Genomic DNA, 16,422 nt, shown 5'->3' with positions numbered 1-16,422 from the left:
AATATGATGCCGGCTATGCGTGAAGTGACCCGCAATAGGATTCACGCATGAATCATCTACCAGCCTTGCTTGGCATTTATATTTACAACGCCTGGGAAAACCGTCGCGATGCGCAACAGGTTTGCCCGGGTGTACTCAAAGAGGTTAGTCATGTCTGATCGCCGCGCTGTTGCGCTGGTGTTGCTGTCGGCCGCCGGATTCGGCAGTTCCGCAGTGTTTGCCAAGGCGGCATATGCGTCCGGGGTCAACCCGTCGACCATGCTGGCCTTGCGTTTCGTCATCGCCGCCATGCTGTTGCTGCCGCTCGTGTGGCTTGGCGGCTGGCGCTTGCCGCGCGGCCGCCTGCTGGCCGGCTACATGCTGATGGGCCTGATGTACACGGCCCAGTCGCAAGGCTATTTCAATGCCCTCATGTATGCCAGCAGCGGCCTGTGCGGCATGCTGCTGTACGTGTATCCCGTGCTGGTGACTATCCTCGCGCTGGCGCTGGGCTGGGAAAAGCTGGACCGGCGCATGCTGGTGCTGATGGCGCTGGCCATTGCCGGCATGGCCATCACCCTGGGCGGCAAGCTGCAGGGCCAGCCCATCGGCATCGCGCTGGCATTGATGGCCGCCGGCGTGTACGCCGTGTACATCCTGTTTGGCAACAGCCTGTCGAAAAGCCGCGAGAATATTCACCCATTGGCCGCCTGTGTGGTGATCCTGGGCACGGCCGGCCTGTCGAACAGCGCGATTGCTTTGTGGCAAGGCGTGTCCTTGCCGGGCACGGCGACGGGTTGGCTGGCTGTCAGTGCCATCGCCCTGTTCTCGACGGCCATCGCGATTGCCGCCTTCTTTGCCGGCGTGGCGCAGATCGGCGCGGCCAAGGCATCCATCATTTCCACGTTTGAGCCCGTCATCACGATGGCGTTCGGCGTGACCTTGCTGAAGGAATCCGTCAGCGGCACGCAATTGCTGGGCGGTGCCATGGTGCTGGCCGCCGTGGTCTTGCTGGCACAGCGGCCCAGTGCCAAGCCGGTTTCCATGCCTGGCGTGCAAGCCAGCGCCTGAACTTTTTTCCTGAACTGATCGGCAATACCGATCGGTCTCCTTTGCGCCGCGACGGGTTTCCTGCCGCGGCGCTTTTTTTTGGCCGCGCACAAATAACACTTGATTGCGAATGATTCTCATTTATAATTGATTTCAAGATTCCCCCACCACCAGCCAGCCCATGCCAGCCAGTGTTCGCCTTGAAAGGAGACACCGTGACGAGCATGCCCCTTATTTGCAATACCGAGCTGGTCGCCGGCGAATTTGCCCGCCTGCGTCGCGAAAAGAAAGCCCGCCACCGCGATATCGCCGAGGAACTGGCCATTTCCGAAGGCGAGCTGATCGCCGCACACGCCGGCCTGTCGCTGGCCGATGGCGCCTTGCTGGGCGCCGAGCGCCTGCAGGCCGACTGGCCCGCCATCATCGCCGCCCTGGAACCACTGGGTGAAGTCATGGCGCTGACGCGCAACGCCTCGTGCGTGCATGAAAAGACGGGCGTGTATCGAAAAGCCAGCCACAACAACCACGTGGGCCTGGTGCTCGGTGGCGATATCGACCTGCGCGTGTTTTACCGCCAGTGGGCGCATGGCTTTGCCGTTCGCGAGATGGGCGAGAAGGAAGTGCAGCGCAGCCTGCAGTTTTTCGATGCGGCCGGCCATGCCGTGCACAAGATTTTCCTCAAGCCGCAAAGCGACCTGGCCGCCTACGACGCGCTGGTGGCGCGCTTCGCCGATGCGGATCAGGCGGCCGGCATTGCCGTGACGGCGCCGGCGCCGGCGCCGGCGGAACTGCCCGACGCGCAGATCGATGTGGCCGGCTTTCGCGCCGCCTGGGCCGACTTGCGCGACACGCATGAATTTTTCACCGTGCTGAAAAAATATTCGGTCTCGCGCCTGCAAGGCCTGCGCCTGGCCGAGGCGCGTTTCGTGCAGCAGCTCGACAAATCCTGCGTGCTCGACCTGCTCAATAATGCCGCCCTCGAAAAGGTGGCCATCATGGCCTTCGTCGGCAATGCCGGCATGATCCAGATCCATTCGGGGCCCGTGCACAAGATCGCCGTGATGGGGCCGTGGATCAATGTCCTGGACCAGCGCTTCAACCTGCATTTGCGCGAAGACCATATCGCCAGCGCCTGGGTGGTGAAAAAGCCGACCGTCGATGGCCTGGTGACATCGGTGGAGCTGTTCGATGCCAAGGGCGACACCATCGTCATGTTCTTTGGCGAACGCAAGCCGGGCGTGCACGAATTGTGCGAATGGCGCAACGTCGTCGAGCGGGTGCTGCAGGAGGGTGAACTATGCGCCGCATGATCGCCGCCAGCGTGGCGCGCCGCATCGCGCTGAAAAAAATGGGGGCGGGAGCGCTGGCGCTGGCTGCGCCGATGCAGGTGCTGGCCGCCGTCAGCGACGCGGCCAAGCCGATGGTCAAGGCGCGGCGCATCGTCAGCGTGGGCGGCGCGTTGACGGAAATCGTCTATGCGCTCGAGGCGCAGGGAGAACTGGTGGGCGTCGATACCACCTCGCTGTATCCGGCCGTGGCGCAACAGCTGCCGCAGGTGGGCTATGCGCGCACCTTGTCGGCCGAGGGCGTGCTGTCGCTGGCGCCCACGCAGCTGATCGCCACCGAGGAAGCGGGACCGCAAACGGTGCTGCGCCAGGTGCGCGACGCGGGCGTGCCGGTGGCGGTGCTGAACGCGAATAACAAATTCGAAGGCTTGCTCGAACGGGTGAAACAGGTGGGCCAGATCACGGGACGTGCCGACCCCGCCGCGCGCCTGGCGCAAGCCTTGCAGCAGCAGTGGGACGGCGCCCTGGGCAAAGTGCGCCAGCGCAGCCACGCGCCTGTGCGCGTGCTGTTCATCCTCGCCCATGCGCCCAACCAGGTGATGGTGGGCGGGCGCGAGACGGGCGCCGACGCCATGCTCGCGTATGCGGGCGCCGTCAACGTGATGGGGGGACCGGCCGGTTTTGCCGGCTACAAGCCGCTCACGCCGGAAGCCGTGATCGCCGCGCGGCCCGACATCGTGCTCGTCACGGACCAGGGGCTGAAGGCATCGGGCGGCGTGGACGGCATCTTGAAACTGCCAGGCCTGGCGCAGACGCCGGCCGGGCGCAAGCACCGCATCGTGTCGCTGGAAGCCATGCTGCTGCTGGGCTTTGGCCCGCGCATGCCGCAGGCGCTGGCCGAACTCGACGCCGCCTTCGCCAAAGCCATGACGGCATGAACGTGGCCTCCCTGGCGTCTGTCGCCCCGTGGCGCTGGCCACGCTGGGGCGCTGGCGGGCTGCTGGCCGTGGCGCTGTTTGTCGGCATGGTTATCGCCGTGCAGGCGGGCGCCGTGCCGGTGACCCTGGCCGACTGGCTGGCACCGTTTCAATCTGGCGACGAGGCGCTGTCCGGCGGCGCGTATGTGCTATGGCATATCCGTTTGCCGCGCGCCCTGTTTGCCATCCTGATCGGCGCCGCGCTGGCGCTGGCCGGCGGCCTGACGCAAGGGCTGTTCCGCAATCCGCTGGCCGATCCGGGGCTGCTGGGCGTGAGCAGCGGCGCCGCCTGCGCAGGCGCGGCCACCATCGTCTTCGCGGCCAGCCTGCACGTGGCGCCCGAGCTGCGCGTGTGGCTGCTGCCGGCCGCCGCGTTTGCCGGCGCCATGCTGATCTGCGTGCTGCTTGACAGGGTCGCCCGCTGGGCCACTCCCGGCTCCATCGTCGGCTTGCTGTTGACGGGCGTGGCGCTGAACGCCATCACGGTGGCCGTCATGGGCTTGTGCATCTACCTGGCCAGCGACGACCAGTTGCGCACCCTGACTTTCTGGACCCTCGGTTCGCTGTCGGCCGGCAGCTGGCGCCAGGTGGCGGCTTTGCTGATTGTGCTGGCCGGCGCGCTGTGGGCCACGCGCTTCCTGATGCGCTCATTGAATGCGCTGGCGCTGGGCGAGGCGCAGGCGCTGCACGTGGGTATCGATGTGGGCCGGCTGCGCACGCAGGTCATCGTGCTGGTGGCCGTGCTGACGGGCTTTGCCGTCGCCTGGTGCGGCGGCATCGGCTTCATCGGCCTGATCGCGCCGCACCTGGTGCGCACCTGGCTGGGCGCCGACCAGCGCCGCGTCCTGCCCCTGGCGATGCTGGCCGGCGGCTTGCTGCTGCTGTTGGCCGACACGCTGGCGCGCACGGTGGCCATTCCCGCGGAAGTCCCCGTCGGCATTTTCACGGCCTTGCTGGGCGGGCCATTTTTCCTGATGCTGTTGCGGCGCTTCCGCCACGGCACAGCCTAGAGGTGAACATGACGCCCCTGCTGGAACTCTCCTTCGCCACCACACAACTGGGCCAGCAGTATTTCGGCCCGTTCAATCTGCGGATCGCGGCCGGCGAGCGCGTCGCCATCCTGGGCCCCAGCGGCGCGGGCAAGTCGACCCTGCTCAAATTGATGGCGCGTGAACTGCACCCGCAGGCGGGCCAGGTGGCGTTCGCGGGCAGGCCGCTGGCGCAGTGGCCGCTGGCCGACCTGGCGCGGCGCCGCGCCGTCCTGCCGCAGGGCTCGAACGTGGCCTTCGGACTGCAGTGCGAGCTGGTGATCGGCCTGGGACGGGTGGCGCGCCTGGTCGACCCGCAGCTGGGGCGGATCGTGCAGGACGCGGCTACCCTGGCGCACGCCGGGCATTTGCTGGGCCGCCGCCTGGATACCCTGTCCGGCGGCGAGCAGGCCAGGGTGCAGCTGGCGCGCATCTTCGCGCAGATGTGGGACGTACAGGATGGCTTGATACTCGTCGACGAACCGCTGGCGGCGCTCGATCCCGGCCTGCAGTTCGATTTGCTCGATAGCCTGCAGCAGTTTTGCGCCGCGCGCGGCCACGCCGTCATCGCCATCCTGCACGACATCAATCACGCCTTGCTGGGCTTCGAGCGGCTGCTGCTGGTGCGTTCGGGCCAGCTGGTGGCCGATATCGCCAGCGATGCCGGCGCCGTGCCGGCCCTGGCCGCGCTGTACGGCATCGCCCTGACGACGGCGACCAGCAGCGATGGCGACGTGTGCGTCATCCCTGCCAGACGCGCCGTCCGCAGGGTCGCCTGACCCATTCACTCACCACACGTCCGCCGTGCGCGGCCGCGCCATCTGGCCGCTGCCCAGCAGCCATACCATCAGGGCCTCGGCCTGTTCGCGCGTGGCCGCCACCTCCTGCAGGATACCGAAGGCTTTCATGGCGCCGGCCGCCATCGCCTGCAGGCGTGCGCGCTGTTCCGCGTCCGCCTCGACCGATACCAGGCCCCGGCAAATGGCGGCCAGCGCTGCCTTGTTGTGCTTGAGCCAAAGGCCGCGCCGCTTGCGGTCGATGTGCGCTTCATCGCTGCGTTCCTCTTCGAACAGCATGACGAACGGTTCGCCATGGCGCAGCAGGGCGTCCATGTCGTTTTCCCAAAGCGGGGCATAGCCGGTAACGGCCGTTTCAGGGCGAAAGCGCACGACGGGAAAGTCGCTGACGTCGTGGATGGAGAAATGTGCGGGATTCGGTTTCATGGCGTGCTTCCTTGCGAGGTGGTTGAAAATGCTTGCCAGCCGCCGCCCAGCGCCTTGTAGACCTGGACCAGCGACAGCGACGCGGTGGCACGGCTGTCGACCAGCGCCGCTTCGTTGTTCAATAAGGTGTTTTGCACATGCAGCACGTTGATCAGGTCCGTGCCGCCCTGGCGGTACTGCAGTTCCGCGCTGCCCAGCGCCCGCCGTCCCTGCTTGACGGCTTCATCGAGGCTGGCCTGGCGGCGGGCGTTGGCCTGGTAGCCAGATAGCGCATCCTCCACCTCGTGCCAGGCGGCCAGCACCGTCTGGCGATAGGCGATGGCCGCTTCCTGCTGCTGCGCCTCGCGCAGTTGCAGGTTGCCGCGCAGGCGGCCGCCATCGAACAGGGGCAGGCTGAAGCCGGGGCCGAAGGCGAAGCGCCTGGCGTCCCAGCCGATGTCGGATAGCTGCATCGCTTGCAGGCCGATGCTGCCCGAGAGCGTAATGCGTGGATAAAAATCTCCCTGCGCCACGCCGATGGCGGCCGTGGCCGCGTGCAGCTGCGCTTCCGCGCGGCGGATGTCGGGCCGCCGTTCGGCCAGGCTGCTCGGCACGCCCAGCTGCACCTGCATGGTCATGGCGGGAATGTCCTTGCCCGCCGCCAGTTCCGCCCGCAAGCCTTGCGGCGGCAGCGCCAGCAGGAGGGCGAGGGCATTGCCCAGGCGCGCTTCGCGCTGCTGCAGCGGCGGCAGGCGCGCTTCGATGGTGGCGACATGGGCCGCCGCCTCGGCCTCGTCGAGCTGCGTCGCCGCGCCTTCGCGCAGGCGGATGCGGGTCAGGTTCAAGGTATGGCGGGCGATATCGAGCAGCTGCTGCGTGATGGCCAGCGTCTGCTGCGCGCCGCGCAGCTCGATGTAGTCGCGCGCCGTTTCGGCCAGCACGGCCAGCAGCACGCCGCGCTGCGTTTCCACTGCCACGTCGACGCGTGCATCGGCCGCTTCCACTTCGCGCCGCACGCGGCCCCACAGGTCCAGTTCCCAGGCTGCGTCAAGGTTGCTTTGCCACAGGTTGTAGGCGGACTGGCCATTGTTGCGCGACGGGTCGCTCAAGCCCTGTTCGCTGTTGCGCGCGCGGCTGTAGCCGCCATTCGCACCCAGCGACGTGCCTTGCGCGGCGCCGATGACTCCGCGCGCGGCGCGGCTTTGCTCCAGCCGGCTGGCGGCCGCCAGCACGTCGAGGTTGGCGCCGGCGGCACGCTGCAGCAGTGACGACAGGGTGGTATCGCCAAAGCTGTCCCACCAGCGCTGCTCGATGGCGCCATCCTGCTGTGCGGCGAAGCGGGCATCCTGCGCCTGACGCCATTGCTGTCCCAGATCATGGTGCGGGCGCTGGAAATCGGTGCCGACGCTGCCGCAGCCGGCCAGGCCCAGGGCCGTGAAGAGTATCCATGCTTTCATCGCGCGCTCACCTGTTGCAGATGTTGACGGCGCATGGCCGTATCGATGCGCACTTCGGCCGACATGCCCACGCGCAGGCGGGCGTCGCCATCCTGGCCCGGATCGAGCGCGATCCTGACGGGGATGCGCTGCACCACCTTGGTGAAGTTGCCGGTGGCGTTTTCCGGCGCGATGGCGGCAAACGTCACGCCCGTGGCGGGCGCGATACTGTGTACCGTGCCGTGCAGAAGCACGCCCGGATAGGCGTCGACGGCGATGCTGGCGCGCTGGCCCTGGCGCACGTGGGTCAGCTGGGTTTCCTGCAGGTTGGCGACGACAAAGCTGCGGTTCAGGGGCACCACGGCCATCAGGCTGGCGCCGGGAGCCACCAGGGCGCCGACGCGCACGATGCGGCGTCCGACGATGCCGTCGATGGGAGCGCGCAGCTGCGTATGCGACAGATCCAGTTCGGCCCGTTGCAGGCTGGCGCTGGCGCGCAGCAAGGCCGCTTCGGCCGCGCCTTGCTGCGCTTGCAAAATTTCCGTCTGCTTGCGGGTGGCGACGAGAGCGGCGCGGTTTTGCGCCAGGCGCGCGCGGCTCACGTCGAAGCGCGATTGCGCCTGCTGCGCGTTCTGCACGCTGCCCGCGCCCTGGCCAGCCAGGTGCTGCGAGCGGGCCAGTTCCTGCTGCGCCAGTTTGTCTTCCGCCTGGTTGGCGTCGACCAGGGTGCTGGCTTGTTCGATCACCGATTGCTGGCGCTGCAAGGTGGCGCGGGCATTCGCCAGTTGCGCTTCGGCGCCGGCTACCTCGGCACGGGCCGAGGCGGCGGCGGCCTGGTAGTCGCGGTCGTCGATGCGGGCCAGCAGCTGACCCGCCTTGACAGTCTGGTTGTCTTCCACCAGCACTTCCCGCACGATGCCGCCCACCTTGGGGGAAAGCACGGTGTAGTCGGCGCTGACAAAGGCGTCGTCGGTGGCTTGTTCGTCGCCACGGGCGAACAGCAGTTGCCAGGCGCAAAAGGCGAGGGCGCAGGCCAGCAGTGCCAGGCCGAGAAGAAATGCGCGCGAGCGCAGTATGGGTGTTTGCATGGTAAAGCTCTTTCGTAACAATAGAAATCAGGCGGCGCGCGGAGGGAATACGCGCGTCGGCAGGATGGGAATGATCACAATCATGGCCAGCGCGATGGCGGCCACGGTGAGGTACAGGTCGGACGAGGTCAGGGTGACGACTTGCGCATGCATGCGCTGCGCAATTCCCGCCATGTCCACGCCGGCCGGCAGGTTGCCCAGGCGTTCGCTGAGCACCGTCGAATGAAAATGGTTGCGGCGCGTGATCAGCGCATCGAGCACGCCGGTGGCGACGACGGCCGACATTCCCTTGATGGTGTTGAACCAGGCCGAGGCGAACGGGCCATCCTGCGGCGCCAGGCCCGTGGTGGCCAGCAGCAGCAAGGGAATCACGGCCATCGGTTGCGCGAAGATCTGCACCGCTTGCAGCAGGTAGAAATGCGTGCGTATCCAGTCCGGCGACATGCGCGCGCCCAGCACGCAGGACAGGGCCAGCAGGGCCAGGCCGATGGCCAGCACCCAGCGGCAGTCGATGGCGCGGATGTTGCACAGGGCGGCCACCAGCGGAAGGGCGATCAACTGCGGCAGCGCCACCATCAGCATCACGGGCGCCGTTTGCAGCGGGCGGTAAGCGTGCACCTGCGCCAGGTAGGACGAGGGAATCAGGATCACGGCCAGCAGCACGAACAGCACGCCGCCCAGGGTCAGCAGGGCATGGCTGAGATTGCGCCGCGACAGCAGCTGCAGCTTGAAGAACGGCAGCGGGTGCGACCACTCGTTGATGAAGAACAGCACCAGCAGCAACAGACCGCCGCCCAGCAGCACGCAGATCAGCGGCGAGGCGAACCACGCCAGGCGTTCGCCCTGCAGCAATCCCACCACCAGCATGCTGATGGCGGGCAGGCCAAGCAGCAGGCCGCGCCAGTCGAACTGGCGCAAGCGCTCAAGGCGCAGCGGGTCTTGCGGCAAGCCCCAGGACACCATCAGCAGGGCGACGATGCTGCCCGGGACGACTTGCCAGAAGGCCCATTGCCAGCCCAGGTACTCGGTCCAGAAGGCGGCCAGCGGCGTGCCCAGGCTGGGACCGAAGGTAGCGCTCAGCGCATAGCCGCCCAGGCCATACAGCTTGATGTTCGGCGGCAGGAAGCGCAGCGCCACCGTCATCAGCATGGGCGGCAGGGCGCCGCCGGCCGCGCCCTGCACCACGCGCAGGACCATCAGCACGGACAGGTTCGGCGCGAACGGGCACAGCACGCCGGCGGCCATGCAGACGATGATGGCGGTGGCCGTCAGCCGGCGCAGCGAAAAGGTGACGGAGCACCACGGCGCGAATGCCATGGCCGAGACCGAGGCGGCCGCATACAGGGCGACGAGCCAGCTGGCGTCGTCGCGCGCGATGCCCATGGCGCCGCGGATGTCGGCCAGCGCGACCTTGGTGATGTTTTCATTCAGGCCCGATACCAGCACGGCCAGCAGCACGCCAGCCAGGCCCGTGGCCAGGCGCAGTCCGAAGATGGGAGGCGCGGGCGGCGCGGCCGCGGGGGCGGCGCCAGGAAGGGGGACAGCAGACACAGGGAACTCCGTGGATGAGGATCAGTCCACGCAGTATAGGTAGCCGTCAATCTTGTGAAAATTGATAATTAATGAATTCTGAATTGCGTCTGGCGCAATGATTGCGGGCTCAGACCCTAAGCGTCGGGTGGCGTGCCGTCGCACAGCTCCTTGATCATGCGGCGCAGCCAGCGGTGCGCATGGTCGTGGTCGAGGCGCGGGTGCCAGGCCTGGAAGACTTCCACGCTGTCGACGGGGATGGGCAGCTGGAAGGTGCGCAGCTTCAAGCCCAGGCGCTCGACGATGGCCAGCAGGGGCGTGGGCATCAGCGGCAGCAGCAGGCGCGAATCGGCCACGGCGAAGATGGCGGACTGGAAGTTGGGGCTGATCAGCGAGACCCGGCGCGTGTAGCCCCGCTCGGCCAGGATGGTGTCGAAGGGACCGCGCGCCAGGCCGCGCCGGGAGACGCTGATATGTTCGTATTCGGTAAAGCTGTCGAGGTTGATGGGGCCGTCGAAGATCGGGTGGTCGCTGCGGGCGATGCCGACAAAGCCGGTGGTAAACAGCTGCTGCAGCTTGATGTCGGGCGCGAAGGCGCGCCGCGCGCTGATGTACAGGTCGATGCGGCCAGCGTGCAGGGCGTCGTTTTCCGTGGCGCCATCGCCCTCTGGCACGAAGCGCAGCACCGTGTGCGGCGCATGGCGGGCCAGCAGGTCGCGCAGCTTGCCGCCGTAGGAACCGACAAACACGTCGTTGGCGCACAGGCTGAACGTGCGTTCCAGCGTGCGCAAGTCCACTTCGCGGCCCGACGTGAAGATGGCATGCGCCTGTTCCACCACGCCACGCACCTGCTCGCGCAATTCCAGCGCGCGCGGGGTGGGCGCCAGACCGCGCCCGGAGCGCACGAAGACGGGGTCGCCGATGGCGTCGCGGATGCGCGCCAGGGTGCGGCTCATGGCCGGCGCGCTCAAATTCATGCGCCGCGCGGCGGCAACGGCGCTGCCTTCCTCGAGCAGGATGTCGAGGGCGATGAGCAGGTTCAGGTCAGGGAGTTTCATGCGGCGATTATAGCCCGGGGGCCAGCGCCAGCGCTGCGCCGGCAGGACGCCGGCGCAGACAGTGATGCTACTGCGGGATTACTCGGCTGCCGGCTCGGCGCCGCAGCATTTCTTGAACTTCTTGCCGCTGCCGCAAGGGCAGTCGTCGTTGCGGCCCACTTTCGGCTCTTCGCGCTTCATGGTCTGCACGGGAGCCTTGCGGCGCGGGACCCAGAAACGGTGGATGGCCGGCAGGTTCGCTTCCAGTTCCTGCGCCAGCTTGTGCGCCTTGACCGGGTCTTCCACCAGTTTCAGCTCTTCTTCCTTGATTTCGTCGGCGCCCAGCAGGTAGATCGGCTGCATCAGCTCGGCCACTTCGGAATCCCAGATTTCGTTCCACGAGCCAGGACGCAGCTCCATGCCGTCCCAGAAGCCCCAGCACCAGGCTTCGGCGTCGATCAGGGTCTGGCCTTCGTAGTCGTGTTCGACGAACAGGGCTTCGAATTCCTTCGGCGCCACTTCAAACGTCACCAGCACTTCGTTCATGAAGCGCATGATCAGGTTGACGATGCGCTCTTCTTCCTTGCTGTTCTTGAATTTCGGCGCATCTTCGGCATCTTCGCCCCACACGCGCGGCAACCATTCGGCCGGCATGATCGGTTCCGGGCCGATGGCGACGGCCGTCAGATAGCCGTGCAGCATATCCATGGTCATCGCGTCTTCGGAGCAGCGCTCCGACAACAGGAATTGGTCTAATTCGTCGAATTCTTTTTCTGATAATGGCTGTTCGAGTTGCATGGCTTGCTCTTTATTGAATGTAAGCAGACAGTATACGCCTAGCGGCGCTTCCTCACCTAAGTGTTTGCACCGGCGGCCCGCGCGCGCCTTACAATGTCGCTTATGCACAATGAAAACCAGCCGCACGAGGACGACCGGCCCGTCCATCCCTTTTCCGCCCTGAGCCCCGATTGCGTGCTCGACGCCCTCGACAGCGTGGGGCTGCGCGGCGATGGCCGTCTGCTGGCCCTGAACAGCTATGAAAACCGCGTCTACCAGGTGGGCATCGAAGACAGCGCGCCCCTGGTGGCCAAGTTCTACCGTCCCGCGCGCTGGAGCGATACGGCCATCCTGGAAGAGCACGCGTTCGTGTCCGAGCTGGTCGAGCGCGAAATCCAGGTGGTGCCGGCGCTGGAAATCCATGGCAGCACCCTGCACCAGTACCAGGGCTTCCGCTTTGCCGTCTTTCCCCGCCACGGCGGCCGCGCGCCCGAGCTGGACGACCCGGCGACGCTGGAGTGGATAGGGCGCTTCATCGGCCGCATCCACGCCGTCGGTGCGCTGTCCACGTACAAGGAACGGCCTGCGCTCGACCACCAGACGTTCGGCGTCGAGCCGCGCGAGTTCCTGCTGGAGGGCAATTTCCTGCCGCCCGAGCTGCTGGCCGCGTATTCCAGCGTGGCGCAGCAGGCGCTCGATGGCGTCAAGCGCTGCTATGACCGCGCGGGCGACGTGGCCCTGCTGCGCACGCATGGCGATTGCCATGGCGGCAACGTGCTGTGGACGGATGCCGGCCCCCATTTCGTCGATTTCGACGATAGCCGCATGGGTCCGGCCATCCAGGACCTGTGGATGATGCTGTCGGGCGAGCGGGGCGACATGGTGCGCCAGATGAGCGACATCCTGGCCGGCTATGAAGACTTTTGCGATTTCGACCCGCGCCAGCTGTATCTGGTCGAAGCGCTGCGCACCCTGCGCCTGATCCATTATTCGGCCTGGCTGGCGCGCCGCTGGGACGATCCCGCCTTCCCCGTCGCCTTCCCGTGGTTTAACACGCAGCGCTACTGGCAGGACCGCATCCTGGAACTCAGGGAGCAGGTTGCCCTGATGGATGAGGCGCCGCTCTGGCCCATTTGACCTAAACGCCCGAAAAGCGTGGTAAAAGTCGCTCTTCTTGCAGTGCTGATTTGCATGTGCTTACTCGATAATGGTGCTAATAAATTCCCATAAGCAACGGAATTCACCCGAATAAGCGAGAAATCATGCAAGCACAGCAAAATCAGCGCCAGGCCGCCTCCCTCACCGTCGCGTATTCCGCCGACGACGAGTTCGACCAGGACAGCATGGTCTCGCTGCATGATTTCAAGGACCTGGAGCGCAAGGCCGATGCGCCAGCGCCGCTTCCTGCCGCTCTTGCCGCTCCCGTCGCCGCGATGCCCGAGCCGCAAGCCGAGCCGGCAGCCGACGTTGATGGCAAGGCACCGGCCGCCGAACGCCAGAAAATGGAATTGAAAGCCATCCACGAGGCGATTGCCCGCGTGGAAGCGGAAGCGAAGGCCACCTGCGCCGCCGAAAGCCGCGCGCTGGCCGAGGCGCGCGTGCGCTCGCTGGCCGAGGACCGCGCCGCCATCGACGCCGCCGCCGCCGCCGCCGCACAGCAAAATGCACAGGCAGCCGAAGAAGCGATTGCCGCCAACCGCGAACGTCTCGACACCATGCGCGCTGCCGCGCAAGCCAGCGTGGCCCGCCTGGAAGCCGTCAAGCAGGAGACGGCGGAACTGCGCGCCCGCGTGGAGTCGGACAATGAAATCCGCCTGGCCGCCGAACAGCGTTCGCGCGCGGAACAGGAAAGCCGCTTGCGCGCCAGCGAGCAGGTGGCCGTGCAGTCGGAACTGGCCGAACAGGCCGCCCGCGCCGCCGAAGAATTGCAGGTGCAGACGGAGCAGGCGCGCCTGCAGGCCGTCGAGCGCGTCGCCGCCGTGCAGGCAGCCAAGGAAGAAATGGTGGGCATCGCCTCGGCCGATGCAAGAGTCGCCGTGCTGGCGCGTGAACGCGAGCGCCATGCGCATGGTGCGCGCCAGACGGCGCAGATGCTGGCCGAAGCGGAAAGCGAAGCGCTGGACTTGACGGTGCAGCGCGAGCGCGCCGACCAGATCGCGCTGGAATCGGCCTTCAACCGCGCCGCCGCCGAAGTGCGCGCCCTGGAAGAAGCGCGCGCGCTGGCGCACCTGGAACAGGAACGCGAAGCCATCGCCCTGGCGCAGGCGGAATCGGAACGCCATGCGGCGCAATCGCTGCGTTTGCGCCTGCAGACGGAAAAGGAACTGCGCGACGCGGCCATCCACCGCGAGCGCCTGGAAATGGTCGCCGTGGCCAGCGCGCAGGCGCGCCGCGATGCGGACGTGCGTATCCTGGCCGCCACCGAAGCACGCATCGAGGTAGACCGCCAGCTGCGCGCCGTGGCGCTGGCCCGCGTCGCCGCCGAACAGGATGCGGAAATCGCCGGCCACGCCAAGCTGGAAGCGGAAACGGCGGCCCTCGAAGAAACCAAGGCACGCGAAGCGGCCGAGCAGGCCGCCGCCGTGGCGGCAGCCCGCGAACTGGAAGAGCAGCAGCGCGCCGCCAGCCTGGCGCACGAACGGGCCGAACTGGCGCGCCAGGCCGCGGAACTGGCCGCCAGCCAGAACGAAGCCGAGCAGGCCGAGGTCGATGCCGGCCGGGCGACATTGGCCGCGCAGGAACAGGCGTCGCAACTGGCACAGGAAAAAGCGCAGCAGGCAGAGCAGCTGCTGCAGGCGGAGCAGGAGCGCCTGGCCGCCGAACAAGCCGCCATCGCCGCCTTGAAAGAGAAACTGGAAGCGGAAGCGCTGGCGTTCAACGCGGCGCAGGAACGCATCGCCGCCGAAGGCGCGCAAGCGGAACTGCTGCGCGGCCAGCATGCGGCCGAACAGGCCTTGACGGAAGCGGCGCAAAAAGAAGCGGACGCCATCCGTATTTTGATGGATCAGGCGCTGGTCGAAGGCGAGCAGAAAGCCGCCGCCGCGCAAGCCGTGCAGGCGCAGGCGCGCCTGGCCGTGGAACTGGGACAAGTGCATGCCGAGCGCGCCCGCGTGGAAGAAGACAAGGCGCAAGCTGCCGATGCGCTGCTGGCGTCCGAGCGCGATTTCGTCGCGTCCGAGCGCGAGTCGCTGGCCCTGATCGCGCAGAAGCTGGTGCAGCAGCGCCAGACCAGCAGTGCCGAAGAGCGCGCCTCGCAAGCCATTGCCGGCCGCCTGGAAGCGGAAAAGCAGGCGACGGCGGCTGCCGAAGCGCGCGCCGCCATGGAGCAGCAGGCGCTGGAAGCCATGCGCCAGCGCGAGCAGCTGGAACTGGCCGCGCAGCAGGCGGCCAGCGAGAAGCTCGCCGCGCAGCAAGCCTTGCTGGCCAGTGCCCAGGCTCATGCCGCCCTGCAGCGCAAGGCGGCCGAGACGACACGCGCGATGGCCATCGCCAAGCAACAATTGCTGGACCTGGAAACGGCGCGCGCGCAGCAGCAAGAGCGCGAACTGGCCGCCTTGCGCGCCAGCCTGGAGCAGCCGCAAAGCGCGTTTTCCAGCTCCTTGAGCGCCGCCCGCGCGAAAGCAGAACAGGTCAGCTCGGCCAGTTTGACGCGCGAAGTGATCGAGCGCTTGACGCAGCCGAATGAATCCGCAGGCGCTGTCTGGCGCTCACGCTAGGCAGGATACCGAACCAAACCTACTGCGCGGCGCGCTTTGCGGCTGGCGATGCTCACCGTACTGGAAGTACGGTTGCGCTTCTCAGCCACAAATCACTGCCGCTCGCTACGGTTTTGTTCGATATCGTTACTTTAGTGGAAGAGAAGATTTTTTACGTTTTTCCATCAGAATTTTCTCCCCACCCCCACCAGCAACACATCCGCATCGCGGTGGTAATCCGTCACCACCCGGTTCCACGCCGCTTGCGCCACCCAGCGGCGGTTGACGTGGTAGCGGCCTACGGCTGACAGCAAGCCCGTCAGGCGCGTGCTGTGGCCTTGCGTGTCGCGGCCGTCCCACGCCACGTACGGGCCGGCGCCCATGCCGAATTCCACTTTTTCGTTGAGCGAGCGGATCAGCCACAACTGGGCGGCCGCGCCGCGCCGGTGCGCCAGCGCCGTGCTGCCTTCGTCGATGAGCGTGGCGCTCCAGTCCACGTATTTTCCCGCCGCGCGCCGGTATTCCACGGTGAACGGGCGCGAGGACTCGGAGCGGAAGCTGTTGACGATGGTGTGGCCTGTCGATAAGGTCAAGGTGTCGTCGTGCGCCCAGTTCTGCAAGTGCAGCTTGGCGCCCGGCACGCCGTCATAGCGGTAGCCGGCGCCGATCAGCAGGTGCGTGGTAGTGTCCTTGCCGCTGGGGCGGATGCGGTTGACCTGGGCCAAGGCATACCAGCGGTTGTCGAATTGCCAGCGCGCCTGCAGGCTGGCGATGGAGCCCCAGCCATGGTCATTGTCGAAATTGTGCGGTGCATCGTCCGTCTTGGCCGTGTCGAAGAAGAAGTAGCGGCCGATGCCGGCGCCCAGCATCAGGCCCTGTTCCACATTTTTCGTGCGCAGCCACACCTGGCCCGCCATGCCGTCGCGGTGATGGTCTTCAGGATGCCCCTCGTTGATATACGACAGGCTCACCGCGTTGTAATTGCCCACCGGCTGCGTGTAGCTGATGGCGCCGACAAAGGTGCGCTCGTTGGTCGAGTTGACTTTCAGGGAACCGGCCATGCCGGCCAAGTCCTGTGCGTGGATGGACAGGGGGAGCGAGGCGGCCAGCAGCGCCAGGACGGTGAATGGCATGCGCATGACGTTTCCATTGATGGGTGAATACACGCTAACGATAGGCTGGCGAAATGCCATGCGATTGCGCAAGAATCTTGCACATTGACTACATTTGTAAACTGTTTAGCCAGGACTTGTCACAAGTGTATAAGAAAGCGGGAATGCGTGATGCGCGCCAATATTTTCTTGTTGAAAATACATCGATGGCGGGCGGGCGGGAGG

General features: G+C 66.5%; 14 protein-coding genes. 7 read left to right on the top strand and 7 right to left on the bottom strand.

Going from position 1 to position 16,422, the window contains the following annotated elements; translation table 11 throughout:
• Positions 1-150: 150 nt before the first annotated feature.
• The 5 genes from CSQ91_RS28080 to CSQ91_RS28060 all read left to right on the top strand — a co-directional run bounded on the left by CSQ91_RS28080 (position 151) and on the right by CSQ91_RS28060 (position 5,099).
• Positions 151-1,050 (top strand): DMT family transporter, encoded by a 900-nt coding sequence (locus CSQ91_RS28080; RefSeq protein WP_034785067.1) that lies wholly within the window; start codon positions 151-153, stop codon positions 1,048-1,050.
• A 203-nt stretch (positions 1,051-1,253) separates the two neighbouring features.
• Complete coding sequence (locus CSQ91_RS28075; RefSeq protein WP_099390246.1) at positions 1,254-2,339, top strand: hemin-degrading factor; 1,086 nt, start codon at positions 1,254-1,256, stop codon at positions 2,337-2,339.
• Positions 2,327-3,253 (top strand): heme/hemin ABC transporter substrate-binding protein, encoded by a 927-nt coding sequence (locus CSQ91_RS28070; RefSeq protein WP_099390245.1) that lies wholly within the window; start codon positions 2,327-2,329, stop codon positions 3,251-3,253. Before CSQ91_RS28075 ends, CSQ91_RS28070 begins: the two co-directional genes overlap by 13 nt.
• Positions 3,250-4,302: a FecCD family ABC transporter permease gene (locus CSQ91_RS28065; RefSeq protein WP_099390244.1), complete on the top strand. Its 1,053-nt coding sequence runs from the start codon at positions 3,250-3,252 to the stop codon at positions 4,300-4,302. Before CSQ91_RS28070 ends, CSQ91_RS28065 begins: the two co-directional genes overlap by 4 nt.
• Before the next feature lie 8 nt (positions 4,303-4,310).
• On the top strand, positions 4,311-5,099 hold the full coding sequence (locus CSQ91_RS28060; protein ID WP_099390243.1) for an ATP-binding cassette domain-containing protein: 789 nt from the start codon (positions 4,311-4,313) through the stop codon (positions 5,097-5,099).
• A gap of 9 nt (positions 5,100-5,108) precedes the next feature.
• On the opposite strand, the gene CSQ91_RS28055 is transcribed toward CSQ91_RS28060, so the two are convergent.
• The 6 genes from CSQ91_RS28055 to CSQ91_RS28030 all read right to left on the bottom strand — a co-directional run bounded on the left by CSQ91_RS28055 (position 5,109) and on the right by CSQ91_RS28030 (position 11,411).
• Entirely contained in the window at positions 5,109-5,543 is a 435-nt protein-coding gene (locus tag CSQ91_RS28055) for a hypothetical protein (RefSeq protein ID WP_180278532.1), read from the bottom strand.
• A complete protein-coding gene (locus CSQ91_RS28050) occupies positions 5,540-6,979 on the bottom strand; it encodes an efflux transporter outer membrane subunit (RefSeq protein WP_099390242.1) in 1,440 nt (479 codons plus the stop codon). Before CSQ91_RS28050 ends, CSQ91_RS28055 begins: the two co-directional genes overlap by 4 nt.
• A complete protein-coding gene (locus tag CSQ91_RS28045) occupies positions 6,976-8,046 on the bottom strand; it encodes an HlyD family secretion protein (RefSeq protein WP_034785075.1) in 1,071 nt (356 codons plus the stop codon). The genes CSQ91_RS28050 and CSQ91_RS28045 overlap by 4 nt, the downstream gene beginning before the upstream one ends.
• 27 nt (positions 8,047-8,073) lie before the next feature.
• Positions 8,074-9,597 (bottom strand): MFS transporter, encoded by a 1,524-nt coding sequence (locus CSQ91_RS28040; protein ID WP_099390241.1) that lies wholly within the window; start codon positions 9,595-9,597, stop codon positions 8,074-8,076.
• A 116-nt stretch (positions 9,598-9,713) separates the two neighbouring features.
• Positions 9,714-10,634, bottom strand: a complete 921-nt coding sequence (locus CSQ91_RS28035; protein WP_099390240.1) for a LysR family transcriptional regulator — start codon at positions 10,632-10,634, stop codon at positions 9,714-9,716.
• Between the two features lie 78 nt (positions 10,635-10,712).
• A complete protein-coding gene (locus CSQ91_RS28030; protein WP_034785080.1) occupies positions 10,713-11,411 on the bottom strand; it encodes a UPF0149 family protein in 699 nt (232 codons plus the stop codon).
• A gap of 102 nt (positions 11,412-11,513) precedes the next feature.
• On the opposite strand from CSQ91_RS28030, the gene CSQ91_RS28025 reads away from it, so the two are divergent.
• Complete coding sequence (locus CSQ91_RS28025) at positions 11,514-12,527, top strand: serine/threonine protein kinase (protein ID WP_099390239.1); 1,014 nt, start codon at positions 11,514-11,516, stop codon at positions 12,525-12,527.
• A 125-nt stretch (positions 12,528-12,652) separates the two neighbouring features.
• Positions 12,653-15,106, top strand: a complete 2,454-nt coding sequence (locus CSQ91_RS28020) for a hypothetical protein (RefSeq protein WP_099390238.1) — start codon at positions 12,653-12,655, stop codon at positions 15,104-15,106.
• A 164-nt stretch (positions 15,107-15,270) separates the two neighbouring features.
• Here CSQ91_RS28020 and CSQ91_RS28015 read toward each other — a convergent pair whose 3' ends face one another.
• Positions 15,271-16,224 (bottom strand): hypothetical protein, encoded by a 954-nt coding sequence (locus CSQ91_RS28015; protein WP_099390237.1) that lies wholly within the window; start codon positions 16,222-16,224, stop codon positions 15,271-15,273.
• Positions 16,225-16,422 lie beyond the last annotated feature (198 nt).

This window comes from Janthinobacterium sp. BJB301 (genome assembly GCF_002735685.1).
Classification (GTDB): domain Bacteria; phylum Pseudomonadota; class Gammaproteobacteria; order Burkholderiales; family Burkholderiaceae_D; genus Janthinobacterium; species Janthinobacterium lividum.
This window is presented reverse-complemented; position numbering and strand designations above follow the sequence as displayed.

What these genes read in the sequence shown, in the direction of transcription:
- CSQ91_RS28080 (WP_034785067.1), top strand. Translation starts at nt 151, where the DNA reads ATGTCTGATCGCCGCGCTGTTGCGCTGGTGTTGCTGTCGGCCGCCGGA.
- CSQ91_RS28075 (WP_099390246.1), top strand. Translation starts at nt 1,254, where the DNA reads ATGCCCCTTATTTGCAATACCGAGCTGGTCGCCGGCGAATTTGCCCGC.
- CSQ91_RS28070 (WP_099390245.1), top strand. Translation starts at nt 2,327, where the DNA reads ATGCGCCGCATGATCGCCGCCAGCGTGGCGCGCCGCATCGCGCTGAAA.
- CSQ91_RS28065 (WP_099390244.1), top strand. Translation starts at nt 3,250, where the DNA reads ATGAACGTGGCCTCCCTGGCGTCTGTCGCCCCGTGGCGCTGGCCACGC.
- CSQ91_RS28060 (WP_099390243.1), top strand. Translation starts at nt 4,311, where the DNA reads ATGACGCCCCTGCTGGAACTCTCCTTCGCCACCACACAACTGGGCCAG.
- CSQ91_RS28055 (WP_180278532.1), bottom strand. Translation starts at nt 5,543, where the DNA reads ATGAAACCGAATCCCGCACATTTCTCCATCCACGACGTCAGCGACTTT.
- CSQ91_RS28050 (WP_099390242.1), bottom strand. Translation starts at nt 6,979, where the DNA reads ATGAAAGCATGGATACTCTTCACGGCCCTGGGCCTGGCCGGCTGCGGC.
- CSQ91_RS28045 (WP_034785075.1), bottom strand. Translation starts at nt 8,046, where the DNA reads ATGCAAACACCCATACTGCGCTCGCGCGCATTTCTTCTCGGCCTGGCA.
- CSQ91_RS28035 (WP_099390240.1), bottom strand. Translation starts at nt 10,634, where the DNA reads ATGAAACTCCCTGACCTGAACCTGCTCATCGCCCTCGACATCCTGCTC.
- CSQ91_RS28030 (WP_034785080.1), bottom strand. Translation starts at nt 11,411, where the DNA reads ATGCAACTCGAACAGCCATTATCAGAAAAAGAATTCGACGAATTAGAC.
- CSQ91_RS28025 (WP_099390239.1), top strand. Translation starts at nt 11,514, where the DNA reads ATGCACAATGAAAACCAGCCGCACGAGGACGACCGGCCCGTCCATCCC.
- CSQ91_RS28020 (WP_099390238.1), top strand. Translation starts at nt 12,653, where the DNA reads ATGCAAGCACAGCAAAATCAGCGCCAGGCCGCCTCCCTCACCGTCGCG.
- CSQ91_RS28015 (WP_099390237.1), bottom strand. Translation starts at nt 16,224, where the DNA reads ATGCGCATGCCATTCACCGTCCTGGCGCTGCTGGCCGCCTCGCTCCCC.